Origin of the sequence: Citrobacter sp. Cpo126 (genome assembly GCF_030332445.1) — a bacterium.
Taxonomy (GTDB): domain Bacteria; phylum Pseudomonadota; class Gammaproteobacteria; order Enterobacterales; family Enterobacteriaceae; genus Citrobacter; species Citrobacter portucalensis.
Genome location: NZ_JAOWHT010000029.1, coordinates 13836 through 40043, shown reverse-complemented (window position 1 = coordinate 40043; position 26208 = coordinate 13836). Strand labels below are relative to the sequence as shown.

Here is a 26208-nt window from a genome sequence, read left to right as displayed (position 1 = left end):
CCATCGTTTCACCCTAACTTCTCAGGTCCAGCATGACAACGAACTATATTTTTGTGACCGGCGGGGTCGTATCCTCTCTGGGAAAAGGCATTGCCGCAGCCTCCCTGGCAGCCATTCTTGAAGCCCGTGGCCTCAATGTAACCATGATGAAACTGGATCCGTACATCAACGTCGATCCAGGTACTATGAGCCCAATCCAACACGGGGAAGTGTTCGTTACCGAAGACGGCGCTGAAACCGACCTGGACCTGGGTCACTATGAGCGTTTCATTCGTACCAAAATGAGCCGCCGCAACAACTTCACTACGGGTCGTATCTACTCCGACGTTCTGCGTAAAGAGCGCCGGGGCGACTACCTGGGCGCAACAGTTCAGGTTATCCCGCACATCACGAATGCCATTAAAGAGCGCGTTCTGGAAGGCGGTGAAGGTCATGATGTTGTTCTGGTCGAAATCGGCGGAACCGTTGGGGATATCGAATCTCTGCCGTTCCTTGAAGCGATTCGCCAGATGGCCGTAGAAATTGGCCGTGAGCACACGCTGTTTATGCATCTGACGCTGGTTCCGTACATGGCGGCAGCTGGTGAAGTCAAAACTAAACCGACTCAGCACTCTGTAAAAGAGCTGCTTTCTATCGGTATTCAGCCAGATATCCTGATTTGCCGCTCCGATCGCGCAGTTCCGGCTAATGAACGTGCAAAAATTGCATTGTTCTGTAACGTTCCGGAAAAAGCGGTGATTTCTCTGAAAGATGTCGATTCCATCTATAAAATCCCGGGCCTGTTGAAATCTCAGGGCCTTGACGATTATATTTGTAAACGATTCAGCTTGAACTGTCCGGAAGCTAATCTGTCAGAATGGGAACAGGTTATCTACGAAGAAGCGAATCCGGCAGGCGAAGTGACTATCGGTATGGTCGGCAAGTACATTGAACTGCCGGATGCCTATAAGTCAGTTATCGAAGCGCTGAAGCACGGTGGTCTGAAGAATCGTGTCACCGTCAACATCAAGCTGATCGATTCGCAAGATGTCGAAACGCGTGGCGTTGAGATCCTGAAAGGTCTTGATGCAATCCTGATCCCTGGCGGCTTCGGCTACCGTGGTGTTGAAGGTAAAATCGCGACGGCGCGCTTTGCGCGTGAGAACAATATTCCTTATCTGGGCATTTGCCTGGGTATGCAGGTTGCGTTGATTGAGTTTGCACGTAACGTAGTGGGTATGGATAACGCCAACTCCACGGAATTTGTGCCAGACTGTAAGTACCCGGTGGTGGCCCTGATTACCGAATGGCGCGATGAAGACGGCAACGTCGAAATCCGTACCGAGAAGAGCGATCTGGGTGGCACAATGCGCCTTGGCGCGCAGCAGTGTCAGTTGAGCGACGATAGCCTAGTTCGTCAACTGTACGGCGCGCCGACAATTGTTGAACGCCATCGCCACCGTTACGAAGTCAACAATATGCTGTTGAAACAGATTGAAGCTGCGGGTCTGCGTATTGCAGGCCGTTCCGGTGATGATCAGTTGGTCGAGATCATTGAGGTACCGAATCATCCGTGGTTCGTGGCCTGTCAGTTCCACCCGGAATTTACTTCCACGCCACGTGATGGGCACCCGCTGTTTGCCGGCTTTGTGAAAGCCGCCAGTGAACATCAGAAGCGTCAGGCGAAGTAAGAAGTAAATAAGTTAGAACGGCAATGCACCCATTAGGGTGCATTGTTTGTCTGGAGTTTTAGTTTAACTTGTACTGAGGAAAATCTAATGTCCAAAATCGTTAAAATCATCGGTCGTGAAATCATCGACTCCCGTGGTAACCCGACTGTTGAAGCCGAAGTACACCTGGAAGGTGGTTTCGTTGGTATGGCAGCAGCTCCGTCAGGTGCTTCTACTGGTTCCCGCGAAGCACTGGAACTGCGCGATGGCGATAAATCCCGTTTCATGGGTAAAGGCGTACTGAAAGCTGTTGCAGCTGTTAACGGCCCAATTGCTCAGGCTCTGCTGGGTAAAGATGCTAAAGATCAGGCTGGCATCGACAAGATCATGATCGATCTGGACGGTACTGAAAACAAATCCAACTTCGGTGCAAACGCCATCCTGGCTGTGTCCCTGGCGAACGCCAAAGCAGCAGCAGCTGCAAAAGGCCTGCCGCTGTATGCACACATCGCTGAACTGAACGGTACTCCGGGTAAATACTCCATGCCGGTTCCGATGATGAACATCATCAACGGTGGTGAGCACGCTGACAACAACGTCGACATCCAGGAATTCATGATTCAGCCGGTTGGCGCTAAGACTCTGAAAGAAGCCGTTCGTATGGGTTCTGAAGTGTTCCACAACCTGGCTAAAGTTCTGAAAGCTAAAGGTATGAACACTGCAGTTGGTGACGAAGGTGGCTACGCGCCGAACCTGGGTTCCAACGCTGAAGCTCTGGCTGTAATCGCTGAAGCGGTTAAAGCAGCTGGCTACGAGCTGGGCAAAGACATCACCCTGGCGATGGACTGTGCAGCTTCTGAATTCTACAAAGACGGTAAATACGTTCTGGCTGGCGAAGGCAACAAAGCATTCACCTCCGAAGAATTCACTCACTTCCTGGAAGAACTGACCAAACAGTACCCGATCGTGTCCATCGAAGATGGTCTGGACGAGTCTGACTGGGACGGTTTCGCATACCAGACTAAAGTACTGGGCGACAAAATCCAGCTGGTTGGTGACGATCTGTTCGTAACTAACACCAAGATCCTGAAAGAAGGCATCGAAAAAGGCATCGTTAACTCCATCCTGATCAAATTCAACCAGATCGGTTCTCTGACCGAAACTCTGGCTGCGATCAAAATGGCGAAAGACGCTGGCTACACCGCTGTCATCTCTCACCGTTCTGGCGAAACTGAAGACGCGACCATCGCTGACCTGGCTGTTGGTACCGCTGCAGGCCAGATCAAAACTGGTTCTATGAGCCGTTCTGACCGCGTTGCTAAGTACAACCAGCTGATTCGTATCGAAGAAGCTCTGGGTGAACAAGCACCGTACAACGGTCGTAAAGAGATCAAAGGTCAGGCGTAATCCTGTTCTTTAACTCTTAACGTAAAAACCCGCTGCGGCGGGTTTTTTTATGCTCTTAAAGCAGTAGAGGAAGGGTCGCGCTGGCGGTTTGCTGGCTCACATTACTGTACTTTTCATCCAGAACAATCAGCGACGTAGTCAGTAGTTCTACCAACAGCATCACTCCCACCTTGGCGTTTAGCGCGCCAGCACTCAACGGACCTTCTGGTTTGGCTGCGACCAGTTGAATATCACTCAGCGAAGCCAACGGGCTGCGCGGCGTATTACTTAACGCCAGTACGCGCACACCTTGCTTACGCGCCAGTTTAACGACATGCAGTAGATCGCGCGTCGAACCTGAACTGGAAATCGCTACCACCAGCGTGTCTTTGTTAAGCGTTGCGGCGTTCATGGCTGCACGATGCATGTCACTGAACAATTGTGCAGGTTTGCCGAGGCGCAGGAGTTTGTAATGTAAATACTCACCCAGAATAGCGCTGGCCGCTACGCCATAAATCTGTACCGACTGGGCCTGATGCAGCGCCAAAGCGGCGGATTCCAGTAATGTCCTGTCGAGTAATTTTGCTGTGTCCTGCAGCGCTTGTACGGATTCATTGACCACATTGTCAATCTCATCTCCGCTGTGCTCTACCGGCTGTCCTTGCTGGAGATCGAGTGCCAGCGCCATTTTGAATTCGTTATAACCCTTACACCCTAGTGCGCGGCACAGACGTGTGACGCTCGCCTCGCTGGTGTCGCTTTCACGCGCCAGTTCGGTAATCGTCAGGTAGACAACTTTTGCCGGATCGCTGAGCACAAACTCTCCCAGCTTCTGCTGTGTTCGGCTATATCCGTCAACGCCCTGGCGCAATCTCAGCAGCAGGTTTTCATTTTCTGACATGCAAAATCCTTAATGCGTTTCTCTGTTGATAGTGTGGCGGAAAGCAGGGGAGAGATGCCAGTCATTTTAAAAAAGTATGATCGGCTTCCTGGATTTTGATGATAATTTTCATTTTAAATATTAAATGTGGTAAAAATTTTCATCATTAATCGGGGAGATGAAAAAATGATGCAAATGTTTAGCGGCGCTTCATCGGGCGCATGGTTCGAAAAGGCACAGCGGTTCGGCAAATCGTTCATGCTGCCGATTGCGGTACTGCCCGCTGCGGGGCTGTTGTTAGGGATTGGCGGCGCGCTGTCGAATCCAAACACATTGACTGCTTATCCGTTTTTGGACGTTGACTGGTTACAGGCAATCTTCACGATCATGACCAGCGCAGGTTCTATTGTGTTTGCCAACCTGTCGGTGCTCTTTGCGGTGGGTGTCGCAGTAGGACTGGCGAAAACGGATAAAGGCACCGCCGGGCTTGCGGCATTGCTGGCATTTCTGGTGATGAACGCCACCATCAACGCTTTATTGACGCTCAACGGAACGCTGGCACACGAGAATCCCGGTGCCGTAGGCCAGGGGATGACGCTGGGTATTCAGACGCTGGAAACGGGTGTGTTCGGTGGGGTAGTGATTGGGCTTGTCACCTGCGCGCTGCATAGCCGTTTCAATAAAGTCTCATTACCTCAGTTCCTTGGTTTCTTCAGCGGTTCGCGCTTTGTACCGATTATTAGCTCCCTTGCCGCGATTGTCGTGGGTGCGGTCATGACGGTGGTTTGGCCGCATTTCCAGAAACTCATTTTTGGACTGGGTGGTCTGGTGGATGCGACAGGCTATCTGGGGACGCTGTTGTACGGCTTCATCCTGCGTATGCTTGGCCCACTGGGTTTACACCATATCTTTTATTTGCCGTTCTGGACGACAGCGCTTGGCGGTAGTGAAATCGTCAACGGCCAGTTAGTTGAAGGTACGCAGCGTATTTTCTTCGCGCAACTTGCCGATCCGAATACGCAGCAGTTCTATGCGGGCACCTCGCGCTTTATGTCCGGGCGCTTCATCACCATGATGTTTGGCCTGCTTGGCGCATGTCTGGCGATGTACCACACCGCCAAGCCTGAGAACAGAAAACTTGTCGCTGGTCTGCTGTTATCAGCAGCCCTGACCTCTTTCCTGACAGGTATCACTGAGCCTATCGAGTTCTCCTTCCTGTTTGTCGCACCCGTGTTATACGTCATTCACGCCTTCTTCGATGGTCTGGCGTTTATGATGGCGCATATTTTACATATCACCATCGGGCAAACCTTTTCGGGTGGGCTTATCGATTTCCTCCTTTTCGGCGTGCTACAGGGGGAAGCTAAAACCAACTGGATGTACGTCCCCATGGTGGGGATCCCGTGGTTCTTCCTTTACTACTTCACCTTCCGCTATTTGATTAACCGCTTTAACTGGTTGACACCTGGTCGTGAAAACGCAGCGCCGACTGAATCCGGCCTGCCGCAGAGTGAGCGAGCAGCGGCAGTGATCGTCGGGCTGGGAGGCAAAGAGAATCTGGAAGAGGTGGATTGTTGTGCCACACGCCTGCGCGTGACGGTGAAAGAGAGCAGCAAGGTCGATGAAGCGGCGCTGAAAGCGACCGGGGCCCGTGGCGTAATTATTCGCGGCAACGGGGTTCAGGTGATTTATGGCCCGCATGTCACCATCATTAAAAACGAAGTCGAAGAGATCTTATCGTAATGAAAACTGTACTGGATTCCCTGAAAGGTCAATTAATCGTCTCCTGCCAGGCGCTGGAAAATGAGCCCCTGCACAGCCCGTTTATTATGTCACGTATGGCGCTGGCGGCAGCGCAGGGCGGTGCGGTAGGTATTCGTGCAAACAGCGTGGTGGACATTCGCGCGATCAAAGAGAGCGTTTCCCTGCCGGTGATTGGGATTATCAAGCGTGATTATCCGGGTAGCGATGTGTTTATCACGGCCACTTTACAGGAAGTCGATGAACTGATGACCGTTGAGCCGGAAATTATTGCTCTGGATGCGACAGCGCGCCCGCGCCCCGGTGGGCAAACGCTGGAAGAACTGGTTACGCAGATCCGCGCTCGCTATCCGTCCGTACTGCTGATGGCGGATATTGCCACCGTAGACGAAGCGGTGACCGCTGAGCGCCTGGGTTTTGACTGTGTGGGCACTACGCTCTACGGCTATACCGCTGACACTGCCGGGCATGTGCTGGCGGAAAACGACTGCGGTTTTTTACGTGATGTGTTGGCTGCGGTCAGTGTACCGGTTGTGGCGGAAGGGAACGTTGATACTCCTGAACGTGCTGCACGATGCCTGGCATTAGGCGCCCATACCGTGGTGGTTGGTGGGGCTATCACGCGCCCGCAGCAGATAACGGCACGCTTTGTCGCAGCGATCGCCTCGTAAAGCATCGATGGGGCATGATACTTTGGCGGGGATCTGCGATAATTATCGTTTATCCCCATATTGAGAGCGCTATGCAGTACCCGATTAACGAGATGTTCCAGACCCTGCAAGGTGAGGGTTACTTTACCGGCGTCCCCGCCATTTTTATTCGTTTACAGGGATGCCCGGTTGGCTGTGCCTGGTGCGATACCAAACACACCTGGGATAAGCTTGAGGATCGGGAAGTCTCCCTGTACAGCATCCTGGCCAAGACCAAAGAAAGCGATAAATGGGGTGCTGCGAGCAGCGAAGATCTGCTGGCGGTCATTTCGCGTCAGGGCTATACCGCCCGTCACGTGGTGATCACCGGTGGCGAGCCCTGCATTCATGACCTGATGCCGCTGACTGACCTGCTGGAAAAGAACGGCTTTAGCTGCCAGATTGAGACCAGCGGCACGCACGAAGTACGCTGTACGCCGAATACCTGGGTGACCGTATCGCCGAAGGTGAATATGCGCGGTGGCTATGATGTGCTGTCACAGGCGCTGGAGCGCGCGAATGAAATCAAGCATCCGGTTGGCCGTGTCCGCGATATTGAAGCGCTGGATGAACTGCTGGCGACGTTGAGTGACGACAAACCGCGAATCATCGCCTTACAGCCAATCAGCCAGAAAGAAGATGCGACGCGTTTGTGCATTGATACCTGTATTGCGCGTAACTGGCGTCTGTCGATGCAGACCCATAAGTATCTGAATATTGCCTGATAACTGTGCCGGGGGCGTTTCGCTTACCCGGCCATAGTTTATTGCTCAATGCAGGCCGGAGAAGATGCGTTGCCATCCGGCAAGCCTACAATCACTCGCCGCGATAAACGCAGCCCGCTGTGCAGGTTTCTTTCACCATTACAGCACTCAGCAGAGGGACCACAGGTTTAACCTGATCCCAAATCCATTTGGCCAGCACTTCGCTGGTTGGATTTTCTAAGCCAGGAATATCGTTCAAATAGTAGTGATCGAGTCTGTCGTAAGTCGGCTTAAACGCGGCTTTTAACTCAGCAAAATCCATGATCCAACCGGTATGCGGATCGACTTCACCGGTAATTTCAAGACGCACCATAAATGAGTGACCATGCAGGCGGCCACACTTATGCCCTTCCGGTACATGCGGCAGGTGGTGAGCGGCTTCGAAGGTGAAATCTTTAAACAAGGTGGTGGACATTTTTTACTCTCAAGAATGCGAAAAACCGCGGTAGGGTACCGTAAAGAGCAAATTTTATCATTATTTATACACGTCATTCTTTAAGCTGCTTCTTTGTTGGCTGCCTTTGCTCGCCCCAGTCACTTACTCATGTAAGCTCCTGGGGACTTGCTCAGTTGCCGCCTCGATGCATCTTAAATTATTTAGTGTATAAAAGGATGCTCAGTACCAAAGCTACATATTCATACGATCAATATTAGTTAATTATTTATATATCAAATGCTTATATAATCTGTTTTGCAGTTAATAACTATAACTAAAACAGGTTAGTCCATTTGGTTATTTGTTATTTCCATCCCTTCTTTAATTGTTACTATCCCCGCCGTTAACCTTATCTTCAGTTTGGGTTTTATTGCTGAAATCCGCTTTGCTTACTGGAACATGACAACGCATGACGACACAGGCCCCACCTTCCGCTTTGCTACCGCTAAACCCGGAGCAACTGGCACGCCTTCAGGCGGCCACGACCGATTTCACTCCCGCACAGCTTGCGTGGGTTTCTGGCTATTTTTGGGGCGTGCTGAATCAGCAGCCTGGCAGCAACGCGGTGGCGCCTGCGCCTGTCGCTGAAATGCCTGGCATTACGCTTATCTCCGCCTCGCAAACCGGTAATGCGCGACGTGTGGCGGAAGCCCTGCGCGATGATCTGATCGCCGCGAAGCTCAACGTCACTCTCATCAACGCTGGCGACTATAAATTCAAACAAATCGCCAATGAAAAACTGCTGATCGTGGTGGCGTCGACGCAAGGGGAAGGTGAACCGGCGGAAGAAGCCGTGGCGTTGCATAAATTCTTGTTCTCGAAAAAAGCGCCGAAACTTGATAACACCGCTTTTGCCGTGTTCGGTCTTGGCGATACCTCTTATGAGTTTTTCTGCCAGGCAGGAAAAGACTTCGATGCGAAACTGGCTGAGCTGGGCGGTGAACGTCTGCTCGACCGCGTCGACGCCGACGTCGAATACCAGGCCGACGCCGCGCAGTGGCGTGCTCGTCTGGTTGATGTCCTGAAAGCCCGTGCGCCTGCGGCACCGTCTGTGCAAGTTGCCGCGAGCGGTGCAGTAAATGAAGTACACACCAGCCCATACACCAAAGAAGCGCCACTGACGGCGTCCCTTGCGGTGAATCAGAAAATTACCGGCCGCGACTCTGAAAAAGACGTGCGCCATATTGAAATTGATTTAGGCGATTCTGGCCTGCGTTATCAGCCGGGCGATGCGCTGGGCGTCTGGTATCAGAATGACCCGGCTCTGGTTAAAGAACTGGTTGAACTGCTGTGGCTGAAAGGTGATGAGCCGGTCACGGTTGAAGGCAAAACCCTGTCGCTCGCTGAAGCGTTGCAGTGGCATTTCGAGCTGACGGTTAACACCGGCAATATCGTAGAAAACTATGCCACCTTAACCCGCAGCGAAACTTTGCTGCCGTTAGTGGGTGACAAAGTACAGTTGCAGCATTACGCCGCAACCACGCCCATCGTCGATATGATGCGCTTCTCTCCGGCGCAACTGGATGCTCAGGCGTTAGTTGATCTTCTGCGTCCGCTGACGCCGCGTTTGTACTCCATTGCTTCTTCTCAGGCGGAAGTGGAAAGCGAAGTGCACGTCACCGTGGGCGTGGTGCGTTATGAGATAGAAGGTCGCGCCCGTGCTGGTGGTGCTTCCAGTTTCCTCGCCGACCGCGTGGAAGAAGAAGGTGAAGTTCGCGTGTTCATTGAACACAACGACAACTTCCGTCTGCCGGCGAACCCGCAGACGCCGGTAATTATGATTGGACCGGGTACGGGGATTGCGCCGTTCCGTGCATTCATGCAGCAACGTGCGGCTGACGGAGCCGAAGGCAAAAACTGGCTGTTTTTTGGTAACCCACACTTTACAGAAGATTTCCTGTATCAGGTGGAATGGCAGCGTTACGTCAAAGAGGGCGTACTGAGCCGTATCGATCTCGCCTGGTCCCGCGATCAAAAAGAAAAAGTCTACGTACAAGATAAACTGCGCCAACAGGGCGCGGAACTGTGGCGCTGGATTAACGACGGTGCGCACATTTATGTCTGTGGCGACGCCAATCGCATGGCGAAAGACGTTGAGCAGGCGTTGTTGGAAGTGATTGCCGAATTCGGTGGTATGGATATCGAAGCGGCGGATGAATTTTTAAGTGAGCTGCGCATTGAGCGCCGTTATCAGCGAGATGTCTACTAATGAGCGAAAAACATCCAGGACCATTGGTGGTCGAAGGCAAACTGTCCGATGCTGAGCGTATGAAGCTGGAAAGCAACTATCTGCGCGGTACCATTGCCGAAGATTTAAACGACGGCCTGACCGGCGGGTTTAAAGGCGACAACTTCCTGCTGATCCGTTTTCACGGTATGTACCAGCAGGACGACCGCGATATCCGTGCCGAACGTGCCGAGCAAAAGCTGGAGCCGCGTCACGCGATGCTGCTGCGCTGTCGTCTGCCGGGTGGGGTGATCACCACCAAACAGTGGCAGGCGATCGACAAGTTCGCCCATGACAACACCATATACGGCAGCATTCGTCTGACCAACCGTCAGACCTTCCAGTTTCACGGCATTCTGAAGAAGAACGTTAAGCCGGTACACCAGATGCTGCACTCCGTCGGCCTGGACGCGCTGGCGACAGCCAACGACATGAACCGTAACGTGCTGTGCACCTCCAACCCGTATGAATCTGAGCTGCACGCGGAAGCCTACGAGTGGGCGAAAAAGATCTCCGAACATCTGCTGCCGCGCACCCGCGCCTATGCAGAGATCTGGCTGGATCAGGAAAAAGTCGCGACTACCGACGAAGAGCCGATCCTCGGTCAAACCTATCTGCCGCGTAAGTTTAAAACCACGGTCGTGATCCCACCGCAGAACGACATCGATCTGCACGCCAACGACATGAACTTCGTGGCGATTGCGGAAAACGGCAAGCTGGTGGGCTTTAACCTGCTGGTGGGCGGTGGTTTGTCGATTGAGCACGGCAACAAGAAAACCTACGCCCGCACAGCAAGCGAGTTTGGTTATCTGCCGCTTGAGCATACGCTGGCGGTCGCGGAAGCGGTGGTGACGACTCAGCGCGACTGGGGTAACCGTACCGACCGTAAAAATGCCAAAACCAAATACACCCTTGAGCGCGTCGGCGTCGACACCTTCAAGGAAGAGGTTGAGCGCCGGGCGGGGATCAAGTTTGAGCCGATCCGTCCGTACGAGTTTACCGGTCGCGGCGATCGTATCGGCTGGGTGAAAGGGATCGACAATAAATGGCATCTGACGTTGTTTATTGAAAACGGCCGTATCCTCGATTATCCGGGCCGACCGCTGAAAACCGGTCTGCTTGAGATCGCGAAGATCCACAAAGGTGAGTTCCGCATTACCGCGAACCAGAACCTGATCATTGCCGGTGTTCCTGAGAGTGAAAAGGCGAAGATCGAGAAGATTGCGCAGAAGAGTGGCTTAATGAACGCGGTCACTCCGCAGCGTGAAAACTCGATGGCCTGCGTCTCGTTCCCGACCTGTCCGCTGGCGATGGCGGAAGCCGAGCGCTTCCTGCCAACGTTTATCGACAACATCGACACGCTGATGGCGAAGCACAGCCTGAGTGATGAAAACATTGTCATGCGTGTGACCGGCTGCCCGAACGGTTGTGGTCGTGCGATGCTGGCGGAAGTTGGTCTGGTGGGTAAAGCACCCGGGCGTTACAACCTCCATTTAGGGGGCAACCGTATCGGAACTCGCATTCCCCGGATGTTTAAAGAGAACATCACCGAGCCGGAAATTCTGGCATCGCTGGATGAACTGATTGGGCGCTGGGCGAAAGAGCGCGAAGTGGGTGAAGGCTTCGGTGACTTTACGGTGCGTGCGGGCATTATTCGCCCGGTGCTCGATCCCGCCCGGGATTTCTGGGAATAATGTGAAATTGACTTATCGGGTCTGCTGAATCGGTAGGCCTGATAAGCGCAGCGCCATCAGGCAAGGCAAACAGTGAGGAACTTATGTCCAAACTCGATCTCAACGCGTTGAACGAACTGCCGAAAGTTGAACGCGTTATGGCGTTGGCACAAACCAACGACCAACTGGAAAAATTGAGCGCCGAGGATCGCGTAGCGTGGGCGCTGGAAAACCTGCCTGGTGAATATGTACTGTCATCAAGTTTTGGTATCCAGGCGGCAGTGAGCCTTCATCTGGTAAATCAGGTTCGCCCGGATATCCCGGTGATCCTCACCGATACTGGCTACCTGTTCCCGGAAACCTATCAGTTTATTGATGAGTTAACGGACAAGCTTAAGCTTAATCTGCAAGTCTACCGGGCAAAGGAAAGTGCGGCCTGGCAAGAAGCGCGCTACGGCAAACTGTGGGAGCAGGGCGTTGAAGGCATTGAAAAATACAATGACATCAACAAAGTCGAGCCGATGAACCGGGCGCTGCAGGAGCTGAACGCGCAAACCTGGTTTGCCGGTCTGCGTCGAGAGCAATCGGGCAGTCGTGCGCATTTGCCGGTGCTGGCTATCCAGCGCGGCGTGTTTAAAGTTCTGCCGATCATAGACTGGGATAACCGTACGGTTTACCAGTATCTGCAAAAACACGGTTTGAAATACCATCCGTTGTGGGATCAGGGCTATCTGTCGGTAGGCGATACCCACACCACCCGCAAATGGGAGCCGGGTATGGCGGAAGAAGAGACGCGCTTCTTCGGATTGAAGCGTGAGTGCGGACTGCACGAAGGGTAACAGGAAAGGGGTCCGGTAAGATTTACATCCTACCGGACCACTTCTTCAGGATTTACCCGCTTTTGCCAGTTCTTTTACCAGCGGCAGCATAATGCGTACCACGTCGCGGCTACGGTGCTCTATCCGGCCCGGTAACGCTTTATCGATATGCTGTTGGTTATCCAGTCGCACATCGTGCCAGCTGTTGCCAGCCGGGAATGAGGCGCTTTTGGCGCGCTGTTGATAGCCATCTTTCTTTCCCAGGTTCCAGTTAGTCGCTTCAACTGAGAGAACGGCAATCCCTGCGTTGTCGAAGACCTCTGCATCGTTACAACATCCAGTGCCTTTCGGATAGTCTTTGTTCAGACCTGGATTGGTGCTGGCAACGATACCGCGGCTGTGCGCGATAGCCAGTGCCCGGTCGCGCGTCAGTTTTCGCACCGCTTCCGGGGTTTTCTTACCGCTATTGAAATAGAGCTTATCGCCGACGATCAGGTTATCGAGGTTGATAACCAGCAGCGTGTTTTTCTTCTCGGCGGCGCTCATTCGCTTCAGGATATTCTCCGCGCCCAGTTTGCCCTCTTCCTCGCCGCTGGTGGCGATAAAGCGAATACCGTACTGCGTCGGCACGTTTTTGAGTTTTTCCGCCAGTTCCAGCATTACGCCAACACCTGCGGCGTTGTCATCGATACCTTGCAGGGTTAATCCACCCAGATTGGCATCGGAGTCGGCGTCGCTTTGTGCGGCGTAGGTGTCGAGGTGCGCCATAATAATAATCTGCTGCGGCGCTTTGCCTTCATGTGCAGCAATAACGGTGCTTCCCGTTACGTTATGCCAGTTTTTACGGTTATCTTTGGCGGTATAAACATAACGGCTATTAAACGTCCGAATATCGCTGCTATAACCCATCTGCTGAAATTGTTGACGTATATAATCAGCAGACAACATTTCTGCCGGAGATCCCGTCACGCGGCCTGGGAAAAACGTTGCGATATATCGAGCCTGGGTATTTGCGATATCTCCGGGCTTCGAAGATGTTGCCTGTGCGGGAAGGATGAAGCACGCGCCGAGCGCCATGGCGGTAGTCAGGTGGCGCAATGCGGAAAACATAGTGAGTCCTTAAATACCAAGCAGAAATTTTCAGCCGCTAGTATGAAACCGTGATCGAGGTAAAACAATTTCATTTGCTCTTAAATGCCCGAATTCCGGTAGCTTAAGCACTTTTTGATATTTGCTTTTCCGGATCGTTATTCCTTTGAGGAACTACTCATTCCAATTCGTAATTTCATTCGCCCCCTTGCCCTCCCTATAGTCAGGTTATCTGAGCATCGTTAGCAAAATAACGGCATTACATAGGAACGGTTATGGATCAAAAACGACTTACCCACCTGCGGCAACTGGAAGCGGAAAGCATCCATATCATTCGTGAGGTGGCCGCCGAGTTTTCTAATCCGGTGATGATGTATTCCATCGGCAAAGATTCCAGCGTAATGCTGCATCTGGCGCGTAAAGCGTTTTATCCGGGCACGCTGCCGTTCCCATTGCTGCACGTTGATACCGGCTGGAAATTCAGCGAAATGTACGAGTTTCGTGACCGCACGGCGAAAGCCTACGGCTGCGAACTGCTGGTGCATAAAAACCCGGAAGGGGTGGCGATGGGCATCAACCCGTTTGTCCACGGTAGCGCCAAGCATACCGACATTATGAAAACTGAAGGGCTGAAGCAGGCACTGAATAAATACGGTTTCGATGCCGCGTTTGGCGGTGCTCGTCGTGACGAAGAGAAATCGCGTGCCAAAGAGCGTATTTACTCTTTCCGCGATCGTTTTCATCGCTGGGATCCTAAAAATCAGCGCCCGGAGCTGTGGCACAACTACAACGGGCAGATTAACAAAGGCGAAAGTATTCGCGTCTTCCCGCTCTCTAACTGGACTGAACAGGATATCTGGCAGTACATCTGGCTGGAAAATATCGACATCGTGCCGCTGTATCTGGCGGCGGAGCGTCCGGTGCTGGAACGCGACGGCATGCTGATGATGATTGATGACGACAGAATCGATCTGCAACCCGGTGAAGTGATTAAAAAACGCATGGTGCGTTTCCGTACGCTCGGTTGCTGGCCGCTGACAGGCGCGGTGGAGTCGAATGCGCAGACGCTGCCGGAAATTATCGAAGAGATGCTGGTTTCAACCACCAGTGAACGTCAGGGCCGCGTGATTGACCGCGACCAGGCGGGCTCCATGGAGCTGAAGAAACGTCAGGGGTATTTCTAAGGAGCCGCCATGAATACGACACTTGCACAACAAATTGCTAATGAAGGCGGCGTTGAAGCCTGGATGGTTGCCCAGCAACACAAAAGTCTGCTGCGCTTTTTAACCTGCGGTAGCGTGGATGATGGGAAAAGTACCCTGATTGGCCGCCTGCTGCACGACACGCGTCAGATTTATGAAGACCAGCTTTCATCGCTGCACAATGACAGTAAACGTCACGGCACTCAGGGCGAAAAGCTTGATCTGGCGTTATTGGTTGACGGCTTGCAGGCCGAGCGCGAGCAGGGCATCACCATCGACGTGGCGTATCGTTATTTCTCTACCGAGAAGCGTAAATTTATTATTGCGGACACTCCCGGGCATGAGCAGTACACCCGTAACATGGCGACCGGTGCGTCGACCTGCGACCTGGCGATCCTATTGATCGATGCGCGTAAAGGCGTGCTGGATCAGACTCGTCGTCATAGCTTTATCTCCACGCTGCTTGGGATCAAACACCTGGTAGTGGCGATCAACAAAATGGATCTGGTGGACTTTAGCGAAGAGACATTTAACCGCATTCGCGAAGACTATCTTACTTTTGCTGAACAACTGCCGGGCAACCTGGATATCCGGTTTGTGCCGCTCTCTGCGCTGGAAGGTGACAACGTGGCTTCGCAAAGCGCCAGTATGCCGTGGTACAGCGGTCCGACGCTGCTGGAAGTGCTGGAAACCGTTGAGATCCAGCGCATTGTTGATACTCAGCCGATGCGCTTCCCGGTGCAGTATGTGAACCGACCGAATCTGGATTTCCGTGGTTATGCCGGAACGCTGGCCTCCGGTAGCGTGAAGGTTGGACAGCGCGTCAAAGTGTTGCCGTCCGGCGTGGAGTCGAGCGTGGCGCGAATCGTAACCTTTGATGGCGATTTACAGGAAGCGCATGCGGGTGAAGCGATCACCCTGGTGCTGAAAGATGAGATCGATATCAGCCGGGGCGACCTGCTGCTTGATGCCGGTGAAACGCTGCCGACAGTACAAAGCGCTGCAGTTGATGTGGTGTGGATGGCGGAACAACCGTTGTCGCCCGGGCAGAGCTACGACATAAAAGTCGCAGGCAAGAAGACCCGCGCACGCGTTGATAGCGTGCAGTATCAGGTCGATATAAACAACCTGACCCAACGTGACGTTGAAGCGCTGCCGCTGAACGGCATCGGTCTGGTTAATCTGACTTTTGATGAGCCGCTGGTGCTGGATACCTATCAGCAGAATCCGGTTACGGGCGGGCTGATTATCATTGACCGCCTGACTAACGTTACCGTTGGCGCGGGACTGGTGCGTGAGCCAATCGTCCAGGAGCTTGCCACAGCTTCTCAGTTCAGCGCGTTTGAGCTGGAGCTTAATGCACTGGTGCGTCGCCACTTCCCACACTGGGGTGCGCGCGATCTGCTGGGAGGAAAATAATGGCGCTGCATGACGAAAACGTCGTCTGGCATGCCCATCCTGTTACACCGCAACAGCGGGAACAACGCCACGGTCATCGTGGTGTTGTGCTGTGGTTTACCGGGCTGTCAGGTTCCGGTAAATCCACGGTAGCAGGGGCGCTGGAAGAGGCGCTGCATAAGCTAGGGGTGAGCACCTATCTGCTGGATGGCGATAACGTGCGTCACGGTCTGTGCAGCGATCTTGGGTTTAGCGATGCCGATCGTAAGGAGAATATTCGTCGGGTTGGTGAAGTGGCTAACCTAATGGTAGACGCCGGCCTGGTGGTGTTGACTGCGTTTATCTCTCCACATCGCGCCGAGCGAAAAATGGTTCGCGAGCGCGTGGGTGAAGGGCGTTTTATTGAGGTTTTTGTCGATACGCCATTAGCAACGTGCGAAGCTCGCGATCCAAAAGGGCTGTATAAAAAAGCGCGTGCGGGAGAGTTGCGCAATTTCACCGGAATTGACTCGGTTTACGAAGCGCCTGAATCGCCAGAGATTCATCTTGATGGTGAACAATTGGTAACAAATTTGGTTCCTCAATTATTAGACCTGCTGAGGCAGGAAGATATTATCAGATCCTGAGACACCCGAGCTTGCACGCCCGGTCAGTCACGGTCACAGGATTAGATATGCGTAACAGCCATAACATTACTATTACAGAGTCAGATACCTTCGCCGCCGACGACGAAACTACCTGGTCACTCCCAGGAGCCGTGGTCGGTTTTGTCGCATGGTTGCTGGCGCTGGGATTCCCGTGTCTGATGTATGGCCCTAACACACTGTTTTTCTTCCTCTATACCTGGCCCTTTTTCCTCGCGTTGTTGCCCGTGGCGATTGTCGCGGGTATTGCTCTGCATTCGCTATTGAAGGGGAGATTGCTGCTGAGTATTGCCTGTACCCTGCTTGTGGTTGGCGCAATGTTTGGCGCACTGTTCCTGTGGCTACTGGGTTAGGCATACGTCCTTTCACGCGATCGCCGCTGTTGTTCACTGTCTGGCCATAATTCAAACCGTAACCAACAATGAGATTATGTTCTCCTTACATGGGGTATACGTAACAACGGGCAAATGTGGTACATTTGCCCGCGTTGTCGCGGCATTCCCGTCCGTTGATGTAAAGTTGTCAGCGGAGTTTATGGGATGTTGATGCCGTTTTTCAGGGGGCAGGATGGGTAAACTTACGTTGCTGTTGCTGGCTTTATTAGTCTGGCTACAGTATTCGCTGTGGTTCGGTAAGAACGGCATACATGACTATAGTCGCGTCAACGATGATGTTGCGGCGCAGCAAGCTACAAACGCGAAACTGAAAGCGCGTAACGATCAGCTTTTTGCCGAAATTGACGATCTCAATGGTGGGCAAGAGGCTATCGAAGAGCGCGCGCGTAACGAACTCAGTATGACTAAGCCAGGCGAAACCTTTTATCGTCTGGTGCCTGACGCGTCTAAACGCGCTCAGACTGCAGGGCAAAACAATCGATAAACCGTCCAGGGATTTAACATGGCAGCCACTTTAATGGACGTTTGCGCCGTGGTGCCGGCTGCCGGGTTTGGCCGCCGAATGCAAACAGAGTGTCCTAAGCAGTACCTCTCTATTGGCAATAAAACCATTCTCGAACACTCGGTTGATGCGCTGCTGGCTCATCCCCGGGTGACGCGAGTCGTCATCGCTATTAGCCCAGGCGACAGTCGCTTTGCCCAACTTCCACTCGCAGCGCACCCGCAAATTACCGTGGTGGATGGTGGCAACGAGCGTGCCGATTCTGTCCTTGCTGGTTTGCAAGCCGCAGGTGAGGCCAGTTGGGTACTGGTACATGATGCCGCGCGTCCGTGCCTGCATCAGGAAGATTTATCTCGTTTGCTGGCAATAAGTGAAACCAGCCGCATCGGTGGGATCCTTGCTGCGCCGGTGCGCGACACGATGAAACGCGCGGAGCCGGGCCGAACAGACATCGCCCATACGGTCGATCGCACCGATTTATGGCATGCGTTGACGCCGCAGTTTTTCCCTCGCGAGCTGTTGCATGACTGTCTGACCCGTGCGCTAAACGAAGGCGCAACCATTACGGACGAAGCCTCGGCGCTTGAATATTGCGGTTTTCATCCGCTGCTGGTCGAAGGACGCGCTGACAACATTAAAGTCACCCGCCCGGAAGACCTGGCGCTGGCGGAATTTTATCTGACCCGAACTATCTAGATACATCATTCTTCAGGCTGCCTGGAGGATGTTGTGTATATCAGGAGAAGGCATAATGCGAATTGGACACGGTTTCGACGTACACGCTTTTGGCGGAGTTGGCCCAATTATCATTGGTGGTGTGCGCATCCCGTATGAAAAAGGATTGCTGGCGCATTCTGATGGCGACGTGGCGTTACACGCGTTAACCGATGCACTGCTGGGCGCGGCTGCGCTGGGGGATATCGGTAAACTCTTCCCGGACACCGACCCGGCCTTTAAAGGTGCAGATAGTCGTGAATTATTGCGAGAAGCCTGGCGGCGTATTCAGGCCAAAGGCTATACGCTTGGTAATGTGGATGTGACGATTATTGCTCAGGCGCCGAAGATGCTGCCGCACATTCCGCAAATGCGCGTGTTTATTGCCGAAGATCTCGGCTGCCATATGGATGATGTTAACGTGAAAGCGACCACCACGGAAAAACTCGGTTTTACCGGGCGTGGGGAAGGGATTGCCTGTGAAGCGGTGGCGTTACTCATTAAGGCAACGAAATGACTGCGTTTGAAGATCTGACGTATCTCCACGGCAAACCACAAGGCCATGGCGTTCTGAAAGCGAATCCGGAAGACTTTGTCGTCGTCGAAGATTTAGGCTTCGAACCGGATGGCGAAGGTGAGCACATTTTGGTGCGTATCCTGAAAAACGGCTGTAATACCCGTTTTGTGGCTGACGCGCTGGCGAAGTTCCTGAAAATTCACGCCCGTGAAGTGAGCTTTGCTGGCCAGAAAGACAAGCATGCAGTCACGGAACAGTGGCTGTGCGCGCGCGTGCCGGGCAATGCAATGCCTGATTTAAGCAAATTTGAACTCGAAGGCTGTAAAGTGCTGGAGTACGCGCGCCACAAGCGTAAGCTGCGTTTAGGGGCGCTGAAAGGTAACGAATTTACGCTGGTGCTGCGTGAAGTGAGCCAGCGAAATGACGTTGAAGCGCGTTTGCAGGCGATTAGCGAGCGCGGCGTACCGAACTATTTTGGTGCTCAGCGTTTTGGTATTGGCGGCAGCAACCTGCAAGGGGCGCTGCGTTGGGCGCAAAGCGATACGCCGGTGCGCGATCGCAATAAGCGCAGTTTTTGGTTGTCGGCGGCCCGTAGTGCATTGTTTAATCAGATAGTCAGTGAGCGCTTGAAAAAAACAGACTTTAATCAAGTTGTTGACGGCGATGCGCTACAATTGTCGGGACGCGGAAGTTGGTTTGTCGCCACGCAGGAAGAACAGACCGAATTACAGCGTCGCGTCGATGATAAAGAATTGATGATTACAGCGGCATTACCGGGCAGCGGTGAGTGGGGAACTCAGCGCGACGCGCTGGCGTTTGAAGAAGCCGCTATTGCTGATGAAACCGCGCTGCAGTCGCTGTTGTTGCGCGAGAAAGTCGACGCATCGCGTCGTGCTATGTTGCTGTATCCACAACAATTAAGCTGGAACTGGTGGGATGACGTAACCGTTGAGTTACGTTTCTGGCTACCGGCAGGTAGCTTCGCCACCAGTGTTGTAAGGGAACTTATTAACACAATGGGTGATTATGCGTATATTGCTGAGTAACGATGATGGGGTCCACGCACCCGGTATACAAACGCTGGCGAAAGCGCTGCGTGAGTTTGCTGACGTACAGGTGGTTGCCCCGGATCGTAACCGCAGTGGCGCGTCTAACTCGCTGACGCTGGAATCCTCACTTCGCACGTTCACCTATGAAAACGGTGATATCGCCGTACAAATGGGTACACCTACCGATTGCGTCTATCTGGGCGTGAACGCATTAATGCGTCCGCGTCCGGACATTGTCGTGTCTGGTATTAACGCAGGTCCTAATCTGGGCGATGATGTTATCTATTCCGGTACCGTTGCGGCGGCGATGGAAGGTCGTCACCTGGGCTTTCCTGCGCTGGCGGTCTCACTTGATGGGCATAAACACTACGATACTGCTGCCGCAGTAACCTGCCGTATCTTACGGGCGCTGAGCCGCGAACCGCTGCGCACCGGGCGCATTTTGAATATCAACGTGCCGGATTTACCGCTGGATCAGATTAAAGGTATCCGCGTCACCCGCTGCGGTAGCCGCCATCCTGCGGATCAGGTGATCCCACAGCAGGACCCGCGCGGTAATACGCTGTACTGGATCGGGCCGCCGGGCGAAAAGTGCGACGCCGGACCGGATACAGATTTTGCCGCCGTCGATGAAGGCTATGTTTCCATTACGCCGCTGCATGTCGATTTAACCGCCTACGGCGCGCATGAAGTTGTTTCTGACTGGTTAGACAGCGTGGGAGCCGACACGCAATGGTAAGCAGACGCGTACACACTCTTCTTGAACAATTACGTGCGCAGGGCATCAGAGATGAGCTTGTTCTCGATGCACTTGCCGCCGTGCCGCGTGAAAAATTCATTGATGAGGCGTTTGAACATAAGGCCTGGGATAATATTGCCCTGCCGATTGGTCAGGGGCAGACGATTTCGCAGCCCTATATGGTTGCGCGGATGACCGAGCTGCTTGAGTTAACGCCTCAGTCCCGGGTGCTGGAAATTGGTACCGGCTCTGGCTACCAAACGGCGATTCTGGCGCACCTGGTGCATCATGTGTGCTCTGTTGAGCGCATTAAAGGTTTGCAGTGGCAGGCGCGTCGTCGACTTAAACAGCTTGATTTACATAATGTTTCTACCCGTCATGGTGATGGATGGCAGGGCTGGCAAGCGCGAGCCCCGTTTGACGCTATCATTGTTACGGCAGCGCCGCCTGAGATTCCAACTGCGCTAATGATGCAGTTGGATGAAGGCGGTATTCTCGTCTTACCCGTGGGCGACGAGCACCAGTTTCTGAAACGGGTGCGTCGTCGGGGAGGCGAATTTATTATCGATACCGTGGAGGCCGTACGTTTCGTTCCCTTAGTAAAAGGGGAGCTTGCGTAGATACTGGCTCTGAATACCTGGAGTTTTCCTGGATATTCTGGAATTAGTAAGCGTATCGTGGTCACGTTTCCAGTGCCCAGTCCGATGCCTTGCACGGTGATTACGTCACTGGTTTTAACCAAATTTTCCTGGGGGATAAATGAGCGCGGGAAGCCACAAATTTACCGTTCGCCGCATTGCGGCATTGTCACTGGTTTCATTATGGCTGGCAGGTTGTTCAAATACCTCGAATCCACCTGCACCGGTCAGTTCCGTTGATGGCGGTGCATCAACGAACACCAATTCCGGCATGCTGATTACGCCTCCACCAAAAATGGGCTCGACGTCGACAGTACAGCAAACGCCACAGATCCAGCCGGTGCAGCGTCCGACCACACAGTCAACACAGATCCAGCCTGTTGCGGAACAGCCTGTGCAGATGGAAAACGGTCGTATTGTGTACAACCGTAAGTATGGGAACATTCCGAAAGGTAGCTATACGGGCGGCAGTACCTATACTGTTAAGAAAGGCGATACCCTTTTCTATATCGCCTGGATTACCGGGAACGATTTCCGTGATCTCGCACAACGCAATAACGTTCCGGCCCCGTATGGCCTGAATGTCGGTCAAACTCTGCAAGTGGGCAACGCGTCGGGTACACCGATTACTGGTGGTAATGCTATTACCCAGGCGGATGCAGCACAGCAAGGAGTTGTGACCAACCCTGCACAAAATTCCACCGTTGCTGTTGCTTCGAAACCAACAATTACGTATTCTGAGGATTCAGGTGAACAAAGTGCTAATAAAATGTTGCCGAACAACAAGCCTGCTGGGACCGTTGTCACAGCGCCTGTAACGGCTCCAGCAGTTAGCGCAACCGAATCAACTGCAAGCTCAACGTCAACCAGCTCGCCAATCTCTACCTGGCGCTGGCCGACTGACGGCAAAGTAATCGAAAACTTCGCGGCTACTGAAGGTGGCAATAAAGGGATCGATATTGCAGGCAGTAAAGGACAGGCTATTGTCGCGACCGCAGATGGACGCGTCGTATATGCCGGTAACGCACTGCGCGGTTACGGTAATCTTATTATCATCAAACATAACGATGATTACCTGAGTGCCTACGCCCATAACGATACAATGCTGGTCCGGGAACAACAAGAAATCAAGGCGGGGCAGAAAATAGCTACCATGGGTAGCACCGGAACCAGTTCAACACGCTTGCATTTTGAAATTCGTTACAAGGGGAAATCCGTAAACCCGCTGCGCTATTTACCGCAGCGATAATTCGGCGGAACCAGGCTTTCACGTGCTAGTTCCGTTAGGGATCACGGGTAGGAGCCACCTTTATGAGTCAGAATACGCTGAAAGTTCATGATTTAAATGAAGATGCGGAATTTGATGAGAACGGAGTAGAGGCTTTTGATGAAAAAGCCTTGAGTGAAGAGGAACCCAGTGATAACGACCTGGCTGAAGAAGAGCTGTTATCGCAGGGGGCCACACAGCGTGTGTTGGACGCGACTCAGCTTTACCTTGGTGAGATTGGTTATTCACCACTGTTAACAGCCGAAGAAGAAGTTTATTTTGCGCGTCGCGCACTGCGTGGGGATGTCGCTTCTCGCCGTCGCATGATTGAAAGTAACCTGCGTCTGGTGGTGAAAATTGCTCGTCGTTATGGCAATCGTGGTCTGGCATTGCTGGACCTGATTGAAGAGGGCAATCTGGGACTGATCCGTGCCGTCGAGAAGTTTGACCCGGAACGCGGGTTCCGCTTCTCAACATACGCAACCTGGTGGATCCGCCAGACGATTGAACGGGCGATTATGAACCAAACCCGTACGATCCGACTGCCGATCCACATTGTAAAAGAGCTGAACGTCTATCTGCGTACCGCGCGTGAGTTGTCGCATAAACTGGACCACGAACCGAGCGCAGAAGAGATTGCTGAACAACTGGATAAACCGGTTGATGACGTCAGCCGTATGCTCCGACTCAACGAGCGTATTACCTCGGTAGACACCCCGCTGGGTGGCGATTCCGAAAAAGCGTTGCTGGATATTCTGGCCGATGAAAAGGAAAACGGCCCGGAAGACACCACGCAAGACGATGATATGAAACAGAGCATCGTCAAATGGCTGTTCGAACTGAACGCCAAACAGCGTGAAGTGCTGGCACGTCGTTTTGGTCTGCTGGGGTACGAAGCTGCGACACTGGAAGATGTGGGCCGTGAAATTGGTCTCACCCGTGAACGTGTTCGCCAGATTCAGGTTGAAGGTCTGCGTCGTCTGCGTGAAATCCTGCAGACTCAGGGACTGAATATCGAAGCGCTATTCCGCGAGTAAGCACAAGTTCTATCAAGAAAGGCCAGTCTCATTGGGACTGGCCTTTTTCTATGTTTGTTGCCTGATGGCACTGCGTTTATCAGGCCTACGGGGAGCTGGACTTTGTAGGCCGGATAAGACATTTATGTCGCCATCCGGCAGATTAGTTCATCATCTTACGCACCAGACGTGTGAACTGCTCACGTTCTTCATCAGATAATCGCCCCAAAAACTCATCATCCACGCTATCGCCTAACGGAGTTGCGCTGGCCAGTAATGCTTCTCCTTGCGCGGTCAAATAAACAAACCGTCGACGCTTATCTGCCGGGTCATGTTCACGCCTGACCAGCTCCCGTTTTTCCATTCGGCTCAGCATTTCCGCAAGGGTTGCCTTGGTACAGACTGCGGCTTCGGTCAGGGCGACCTGCTCAATGCCGGGACGTTCAGCAATGGCGCGCATCACCGCATACTGTGGTTTGGTCAGGTCCGGTAATTCATGTTGCCAGCGGGACGTATGCTGCTGGAAGAGCTGACGTAAAAGGTGAAATGCTTTATTTCGTAACGGCATGAGCGCTCCGGAATTCCTGTCAGTCTCTATCATAGCGGGTTACGCATCTTTTTTTAACAATTGCGGCTTTAGCGATCTGTGCTCGATGACCTTGCCCGAAATGTTATGTGAGAGTATTTTAATCAAAACGTTCGTACACGAACAAAAGTCGAGAGGCTAAATGAGACTGATTGTCGGAATGACCGGGGCAACCGGTGCGCCCCTTGGTGTGTCGCTATTGCAGGCGCTGCGGGAAATGCCCGAGGTGGAAACCCATCTGGTGCTGTCAAAGTGGGCCAAAACCACTATTGAACTGGAAACGCCGTACAGCGTCCGTGATGTGTCTGCGTTGGCCGATTTTTGCCACAACCCGGCGGACCAGGCGGCAACCATCTCCTCTGGATCGTTTCGTACTGACGGCATGATCATTATCCCCTGCAGTATGAAAACCCTGGCCGGTATTCGTGCAGGCTACGCTGAAGGGCTGGTGGGGCGCGCTGCTGATGTGGTGCTGAAAGAAGGGCGCAAGCTGGTTCTGGTTCCGCGTGAAATGCCGCTTAGCACGATTCATCTGGAAAACATGCTCGCGCTTTCCCGCATGGGCGTGGCGATGGTCCCGCCGATGCCCGCGTATTACAACCACCCGCAAACGGTCGATGACATCACTCAGCATATCGTTGCGCGTGTGCTCGATCAGTTTGGTCTGGAACACCCCAACGCCCGTCGCTGGCAAGGTTTACGGCAGGCGCAGAATTTTTCACAGGAGAATGAATAATGGCATTTGATGATTTGCGCAGCTTTTTACAGGCGCTGGACGACCAGGGGCAATTGCTGAAAATCAGTGAAGAAGTTAACGCCGAGCCGGATCTGGCTGCGGCAGCCAATGCGACCGGGCGCATTGGTGACGGTGCGCCAGCGCTGTGGTTTGACAATATTCGTGGTTTTACCGATGCCCGCGTGGCGATGAACACTATTGGTTCGTGGCAGAATCACGCCATCTCTTTAGGCCTGCCGCCAAATACCCCAGTGAAAAAACAGATTGATGAGTTTATTCGCCGTTGGGATAAATTTCCGGTTACGCCGGAGCGTCGCGCCAATCCGGCGTGGGCTGAAAACTGTGTTGATGGTGATGAGATCAACCTGTTTGATATTCTGCCGCTGTTTCGCCTGAACGATGGCGACGGCGGTTTCTATCTTGATAAAGCCTGCGTGGTGTCGCGCGATCCGCTGGATCCGGACAACTTTGGCAAACAGAACGTCGGCATTTATCGTATGGAGGTGAAGGGCAAACGCAAGCTTGGCCTGCAGCCGGTGCCGATGCACGATATCGCGCTGCACCTGCATAAAGCCGAAGAGCGCGGTGAAGATCTGCCGATTGCCATCACGCTGGGTAACGATCCGATCATCACCCTGATGGGGGCCACGCCGCTGAAGTACGATCAGTCGGAATACGAAATGGCGGGAGCGCTGCGTGAAAGTCCGTATCCGATCGCTACCGCGCCGCTCACCGGCTTTGACGTGCCATGGGGTTCAGAAGTGATCCTCGAAGGGGTAATTGAAAGCCGTAAGCGTGAGATCGAAGGGCCGTTTGGCGAGTTTACCGGACACTATTCCGGTGGACGTAATATGACGGTCGTGCGTATCGATAAAGTCTCTTATCGCACCAAACCTATTTTTGAATCGCTGTATCTGGGGATGCCGTGGACGGAGATTGACTACCTGATGGGTCCGGCAACCTGCGTACCGCTGTATCAACAGTTGAAAGCCGAATTCCCGGAGGTGCAGGCGGTGAATGCCATGTATACCCACGGTTTGCTTGCAATTATCTCCACCAAAAAACGCTACGGCGGCTTTGCCCGCGCGGTGGGGCTGCGCGCAATGACGACGCCGCATGGCCTGGGTTACGTGAAAATGGTGATTATGGTTGATGAGGATGTTGATCCGTTCAACCTGCCGCAGGTGATGTGGGCGCTGTCTTCGAAGGTCAATCCGGCGGGCGATCTGGTGCAATTGCCGAATATGTCGGTGCTGGAGCTTGATCCGGGTTCCAGTCCGGCGGGGATTACCGACAAGTTAATTATTGATGCGACCACGCCGGTTGCGCCGGATAACCGTGGGCACTACAGCCAGCCGGTATGCGATTTACCGGAAACGAAAGCCTGGGCAGAAAAACTGACCGCCATGCTGGCCAACCGTAAATAAGGAGTA

At 53.1% G+C, this 26208-nt stretch carries 26 protein-coding genes; 22 read left to right on the top strand and 4 right to left on the bottom strand.

Features of this window, described 5'->3' with window-relative positions; all coding sequences use genetic code 11:
• The first annotated feature begins 32 nt into the window (after positions 1-32).
• Complete coding sequence (pyrG, locus tag OGY17_RS06970; protein WP_008785683.1) at positions 33-1670, top strand: glutamine hydrolyzing CTP synthase; 1638 nt, start codon at positions 33-35, stop codon at positions 1668-1670.
• A gap of 87 nt (positions 1671-1757) precedes the next feature.
• Complete coding sequence (gene eno / locus OGY17_RS06965) at positions 1758-3056, top strand: phosphopyruvate hydratase (RefSeq protein WP_003034129.1); 1299 nt, start codon at positions 1758-1760, stop codon at positions 3054-3056.
• A gap of 55 nt (positions 3057-3111) precedes the next feature.
• On the opposite strand, the gene OGY17_RS06960 is transcribed toward eno, so the two are convergent.
• Positions 3112-3936: a MurR/RpiR family transcriptional regulator gene (locus OGY17_RS06960; RefSeq protein ID WP_008785682.1), complete on the bottom strand. Its 825-nt coding sequence runs from the start codon at positions 3934-3936 to the stop codon at positions 3112-3114.
• 165 nt (positions 3937-4101) lie between these two features.
• Between OGY17_RS06960 and OGY17_RS06955 the strand changes: the two genes are divergently transcribed.
• The 3 genes from OGY17_RS06955 (at position 4102) to queE (ending at position 7090) form a co-directional block, all read left to right on the top strand.
• Positions 4102-5658: a maltose/glucose-specific PTS transporter subunit IIC gene (locus tag OGY17_RS06955; RefSeq protein WP_286606738.1), complete on the top strand. Its 1557-nt coding sequence runs from the start codon at positions 4102-4104 to the stop codon at positions 5656-5658.
• Positions 5658-6347, top strand: a complete 690-nt coding sequence (locus OGY17_RS06950; RefSeq protein ID WP_008785681.1) for an N-acetylmannosamine-6-phosphate 2-epimerase — start codon at positions 5658-5660, stop codon at positions 6345-6347. The genes OGY17_RS06955 and OGY17_RS06950 overlap by 1 nt, the downstream gene beginning before the upstream one ends.
• A 71-nt stretch (positions 6348-6418) precedes the next feature.
• Positions 6419-7090 (top strand): 7-carboxy-7-deazaguanine synthase QueE, encoded by a 672-nt coding sequence (gene queE / locus OGY17_RS06945; protein ID WP_003034139.1) that lies wholly within the window; start codon positions 6419-6421, stop codon positions 7088-7090.
• A 91-nt stretch (positions 7091-7181) separates the two neighbouring features.
• Here queE and queD read toward each other — a convergent pair whose 3' ends face one another.
• Complete coding sequence (gene queD / locus OGY17_RS06940; RefSeq protein ID WP_003825707.1) at positions 7182-7544, bottom strand: 6-carboxytetrahydropterin synthase QueD; 363 nt, start codon at positions 7542-7544, stop codon at positions 7182-7184.
• 430 nt (positions 7545-7974) lie between these two features.
• Here queD and cysJ point away from each other — a divergent pair, with 430 nt between their 5' ends.
• The 3 genes from cysJ (at position 7975) to cysH (ending at position 12304) form a co-directional block, all read left to right on the top strand.
• Positions 7975-9774, top strand: coding sequence for an NADPH-dependent assimilatory sulfite reductase flavoprotein subunit (gene cysJ, locus OGY17_RS06935; protein ID WP_286606736.1), 1800 nt, complete (start codon positions 7975-7977; stop codon positions 9772-9774).
• Complete coding sequence (cysI, locus tag OGY17_RS06930) at positions 9774-11486, top strand: assimilatory sulfite reductase (NADPH) hemoprotein subunit (protein WP_286606734.1); 1713 nt, start codon at positions 9774-9776, stop codon at positions 11484-11486. Before cysJ ends, cysI begins: the two co-directional genes overlap by 1 nt.
• Before the next feature lie 83 nt (positions 11487-11569).
• The gene (gene cysH, locus OGY17_RS06925; RefSeq protein WP_044713393.1) at positions 11570-12304 is read left to right on the top strand and encodes a phosphoadenosine phosphosulfate reductase; all 735 of its coding nucleotides are present in this window, start codon (positions 11570-11572) and stop codon (positions 12302-12304) included.
• Between the two features lie 45 nt (positions 12305-12349).
• Here cysH and OGY17_RS06920 read toward each other — a convergent pair whose 3' ends face one another.
• On the bottom strand, positions 12350-13393 hold the full coding sequence (locus tag OGY17_RS06920; protein WP_186413039.1) for an aminopeptidase: 1044 nt from the start codon (positions 13391-13393) through the stop codon (positions 12350-12352).
• Between the two features lie 254 nt (positions 13394-13647).
• Here OGY17_RS06920 and cysD point away from each other — a divergent pair, with 254 nt between their 5' ends.
• The 12 genes from cysD to rpoS all read left to right on the top strand — a co-directional run bounded on the left by cysD (position 13648) and on the right by rpoS (position 23474).
• Entirely contained in the window at positions 13648-14556 is a 909-nt protein-coding gene (gene cysD / locus OGY17_RS06915; RefSeq protein WP_003034152.1) for a sulfate adenylyltransferase subunit CysD, read from the top strand.
• Positions 14557-14565: 9 nt separating this feature from the next.
• Complete coding sequence (gene cysN, locus OGY17_RS06910) at positions 14566-15993, top strand: sulfate adenylyltransferase subunit CysN (RefSeq protein ID WP_008785677.1); 1428 nt, start codon at positions 14566-14568, stop codon at positions 15991-15993.
• Positions 15993-16598: an adenylyl-sulfate kinase gene (gene cysC, locus OGY17_RS06905; protein ID WP_003034157.1), complete on the top strand. Its 606-nt coding sequence runs from the start codon at positions 15993-15995 to the stop codon at positions 16596-16598. Before cysN ends, cysC begins: the two co-directional genes overlap by 1 nt.
• Before the next feature lie 47 nt (positions 16599-16645).
• Positions 16646-16969 carry a DUF3561 family protein gene (locus OGY17_RS06900; protein WP_020996298.1) on the top strand — a complete coding sequence of 108 codons (324 nt, stop codon included), beginning with the start codon at positions 16646-16648 and terminating at the stop codon, positions 16967-16969.
• 214 nt (positions 16970-17183) lie between these two features.
• A complete protein-coding gene (ftsB, locus tag OGY17_RS06895) occupies positions 17184-17495 on the top strand; it encodes a cell division protein FtsB (protein ID WP_003034163.1) in 312 nt (103 codons plus the stop codon).
• Between the two features lie 18 nt (positions 17496-17513).
• Complete coding sequence (gene ispD / locus OGY17_RS06890; RefSeq protein WP_003825722.1) at positions 17514-18209, top strand: 2-C-methyl-D-erythritol 4-phosphate cytidylyltransferase; 696 nt, start codon at positions 17514-17516, stop codon at positions 18207-18209.
• Positions 18210-18264: 55 nt separating this feature from the next.
• Entirely contained in the window at positions 18265-18744 is a 480-nt protein-coding gene (gene ispF, locus OGY17_RS06885; protein ID WP_003034167.1) for a 2-C-methyl-D-erythritol 2,4-cyclodiphosphate synthase, read from the top strand.
• Positions 18741-19790, top strand: coding sequence for a tRNA pseudouridine(13) synthase TruD (gene truD / locus OGY17_RS06880; RefSeq protein WP_267437815.1), 1050 nt, complete (start codon positions 18741-18743; stop codon positions 19788-19790). Before ispF ends, truD begins: the two co-directional genes overlap by 4 nt.
• A complete protein-coding gene (surE, locus tag OGY17_RS06875) occupies positions 19771-20532 on the top strand; it encodes a 5'/3'-nucleotidase SurE (protein WP_032944818.1) in 762 nt (253 codons plus the stop codon). Before truD ends, surE begins: the two co-directional genes overlap by 20 nt.
• On the top strand, positions 20526-21152 hold the full coding sequence (locus tag OGY17_RS06870; RefSeq protein WP_003034172.1) for a protein-L-isoaspartate(D-aspartate) O-methyltransferase: 627 nt from the start codon (positions 20526-20528) through the stop codon (positions 21150-21152). The genes surE and OGY17_RS06870 overlap by 7 nt, the downstream gene beginning before the upstream one ends.
• Positions 21153-21336: 184 nt before the next feature.
• Positions 21337-22419 carry a murein hydrolase activator NlpD gene (nlpD, locus tag OGY17_RS06865; protein WP_223849051.1) on the top strand — a complete coding sequence of 361 codons (1083 nt, stop codon included), beginning with the start codon at positions 21337-21339 and terminating at the stop codon, positions 22417-22419.
• 62 nt (positions 22420-22481) lie between these two features.
• Positions 22482-23474, top strand: coding sequence for an RNA polymerase sigma factor RpoS (gene rpoS, locus OGY17_RS06860; RefSeq protein WP_000081498.1), 993 nt, complete (start codon positions 22482-22484; stop codon positions 23472-23474).
• A 142-nt stretch (positions 23475-23616) separates the two neighbouring features.
• Here rpoS and OGY17_RS06855 read toward each other — a convergent pair whose 3' ends face one another.
• On the bottom strand, positions 23617-24021 hold the full coding sequence (locus tag OGY17_RS06855) for a MarR family winged helix-turn-helix transcriptional regulator (RefSeq protein WP_125363204.1): 405 nt from the start codon (positions 24019-24021) through the stop codon (positions 23617-23619).
• A 160-nt stretch (positions 24022-24181) separates the two neighbouring features.
• On the opposite strand from OGY17_RS06855, the gene OGY17_RS06850 reads away from it, so the two are divergent.
• Both OGY17_RS06850 and OGY17_RS06845 read left to right on the top strand, forming a co-directional pair.
• Positions 24182-24775, top strand: coding sequence for a non-oxidative hydroxyarylic acid decarboxylases subunit B (locus OGY17_RS06850; protein ID WP_048215657.1), 594 nt, complete (start codon positions 24182-24184; stop codon positions 24773-24775).
• Complete coding sequence (locus OGY17_RS06845) at positions 24775-26202, top strand: non-oxidative hydroxyarylic acid decarboxylases subunit C (RefSeq protein WP_003825816.1); 1428 nt, start codon at positions 24775-24777, stop codon at positions 26200-26202. The genes OGY17_RS06850 and OGY17_RS06845 overlap by 1 nt, the downstream gene beginning before the upstream one ends.
• Positions 26203-26208 lie beyond the last annotated feature (6 nt).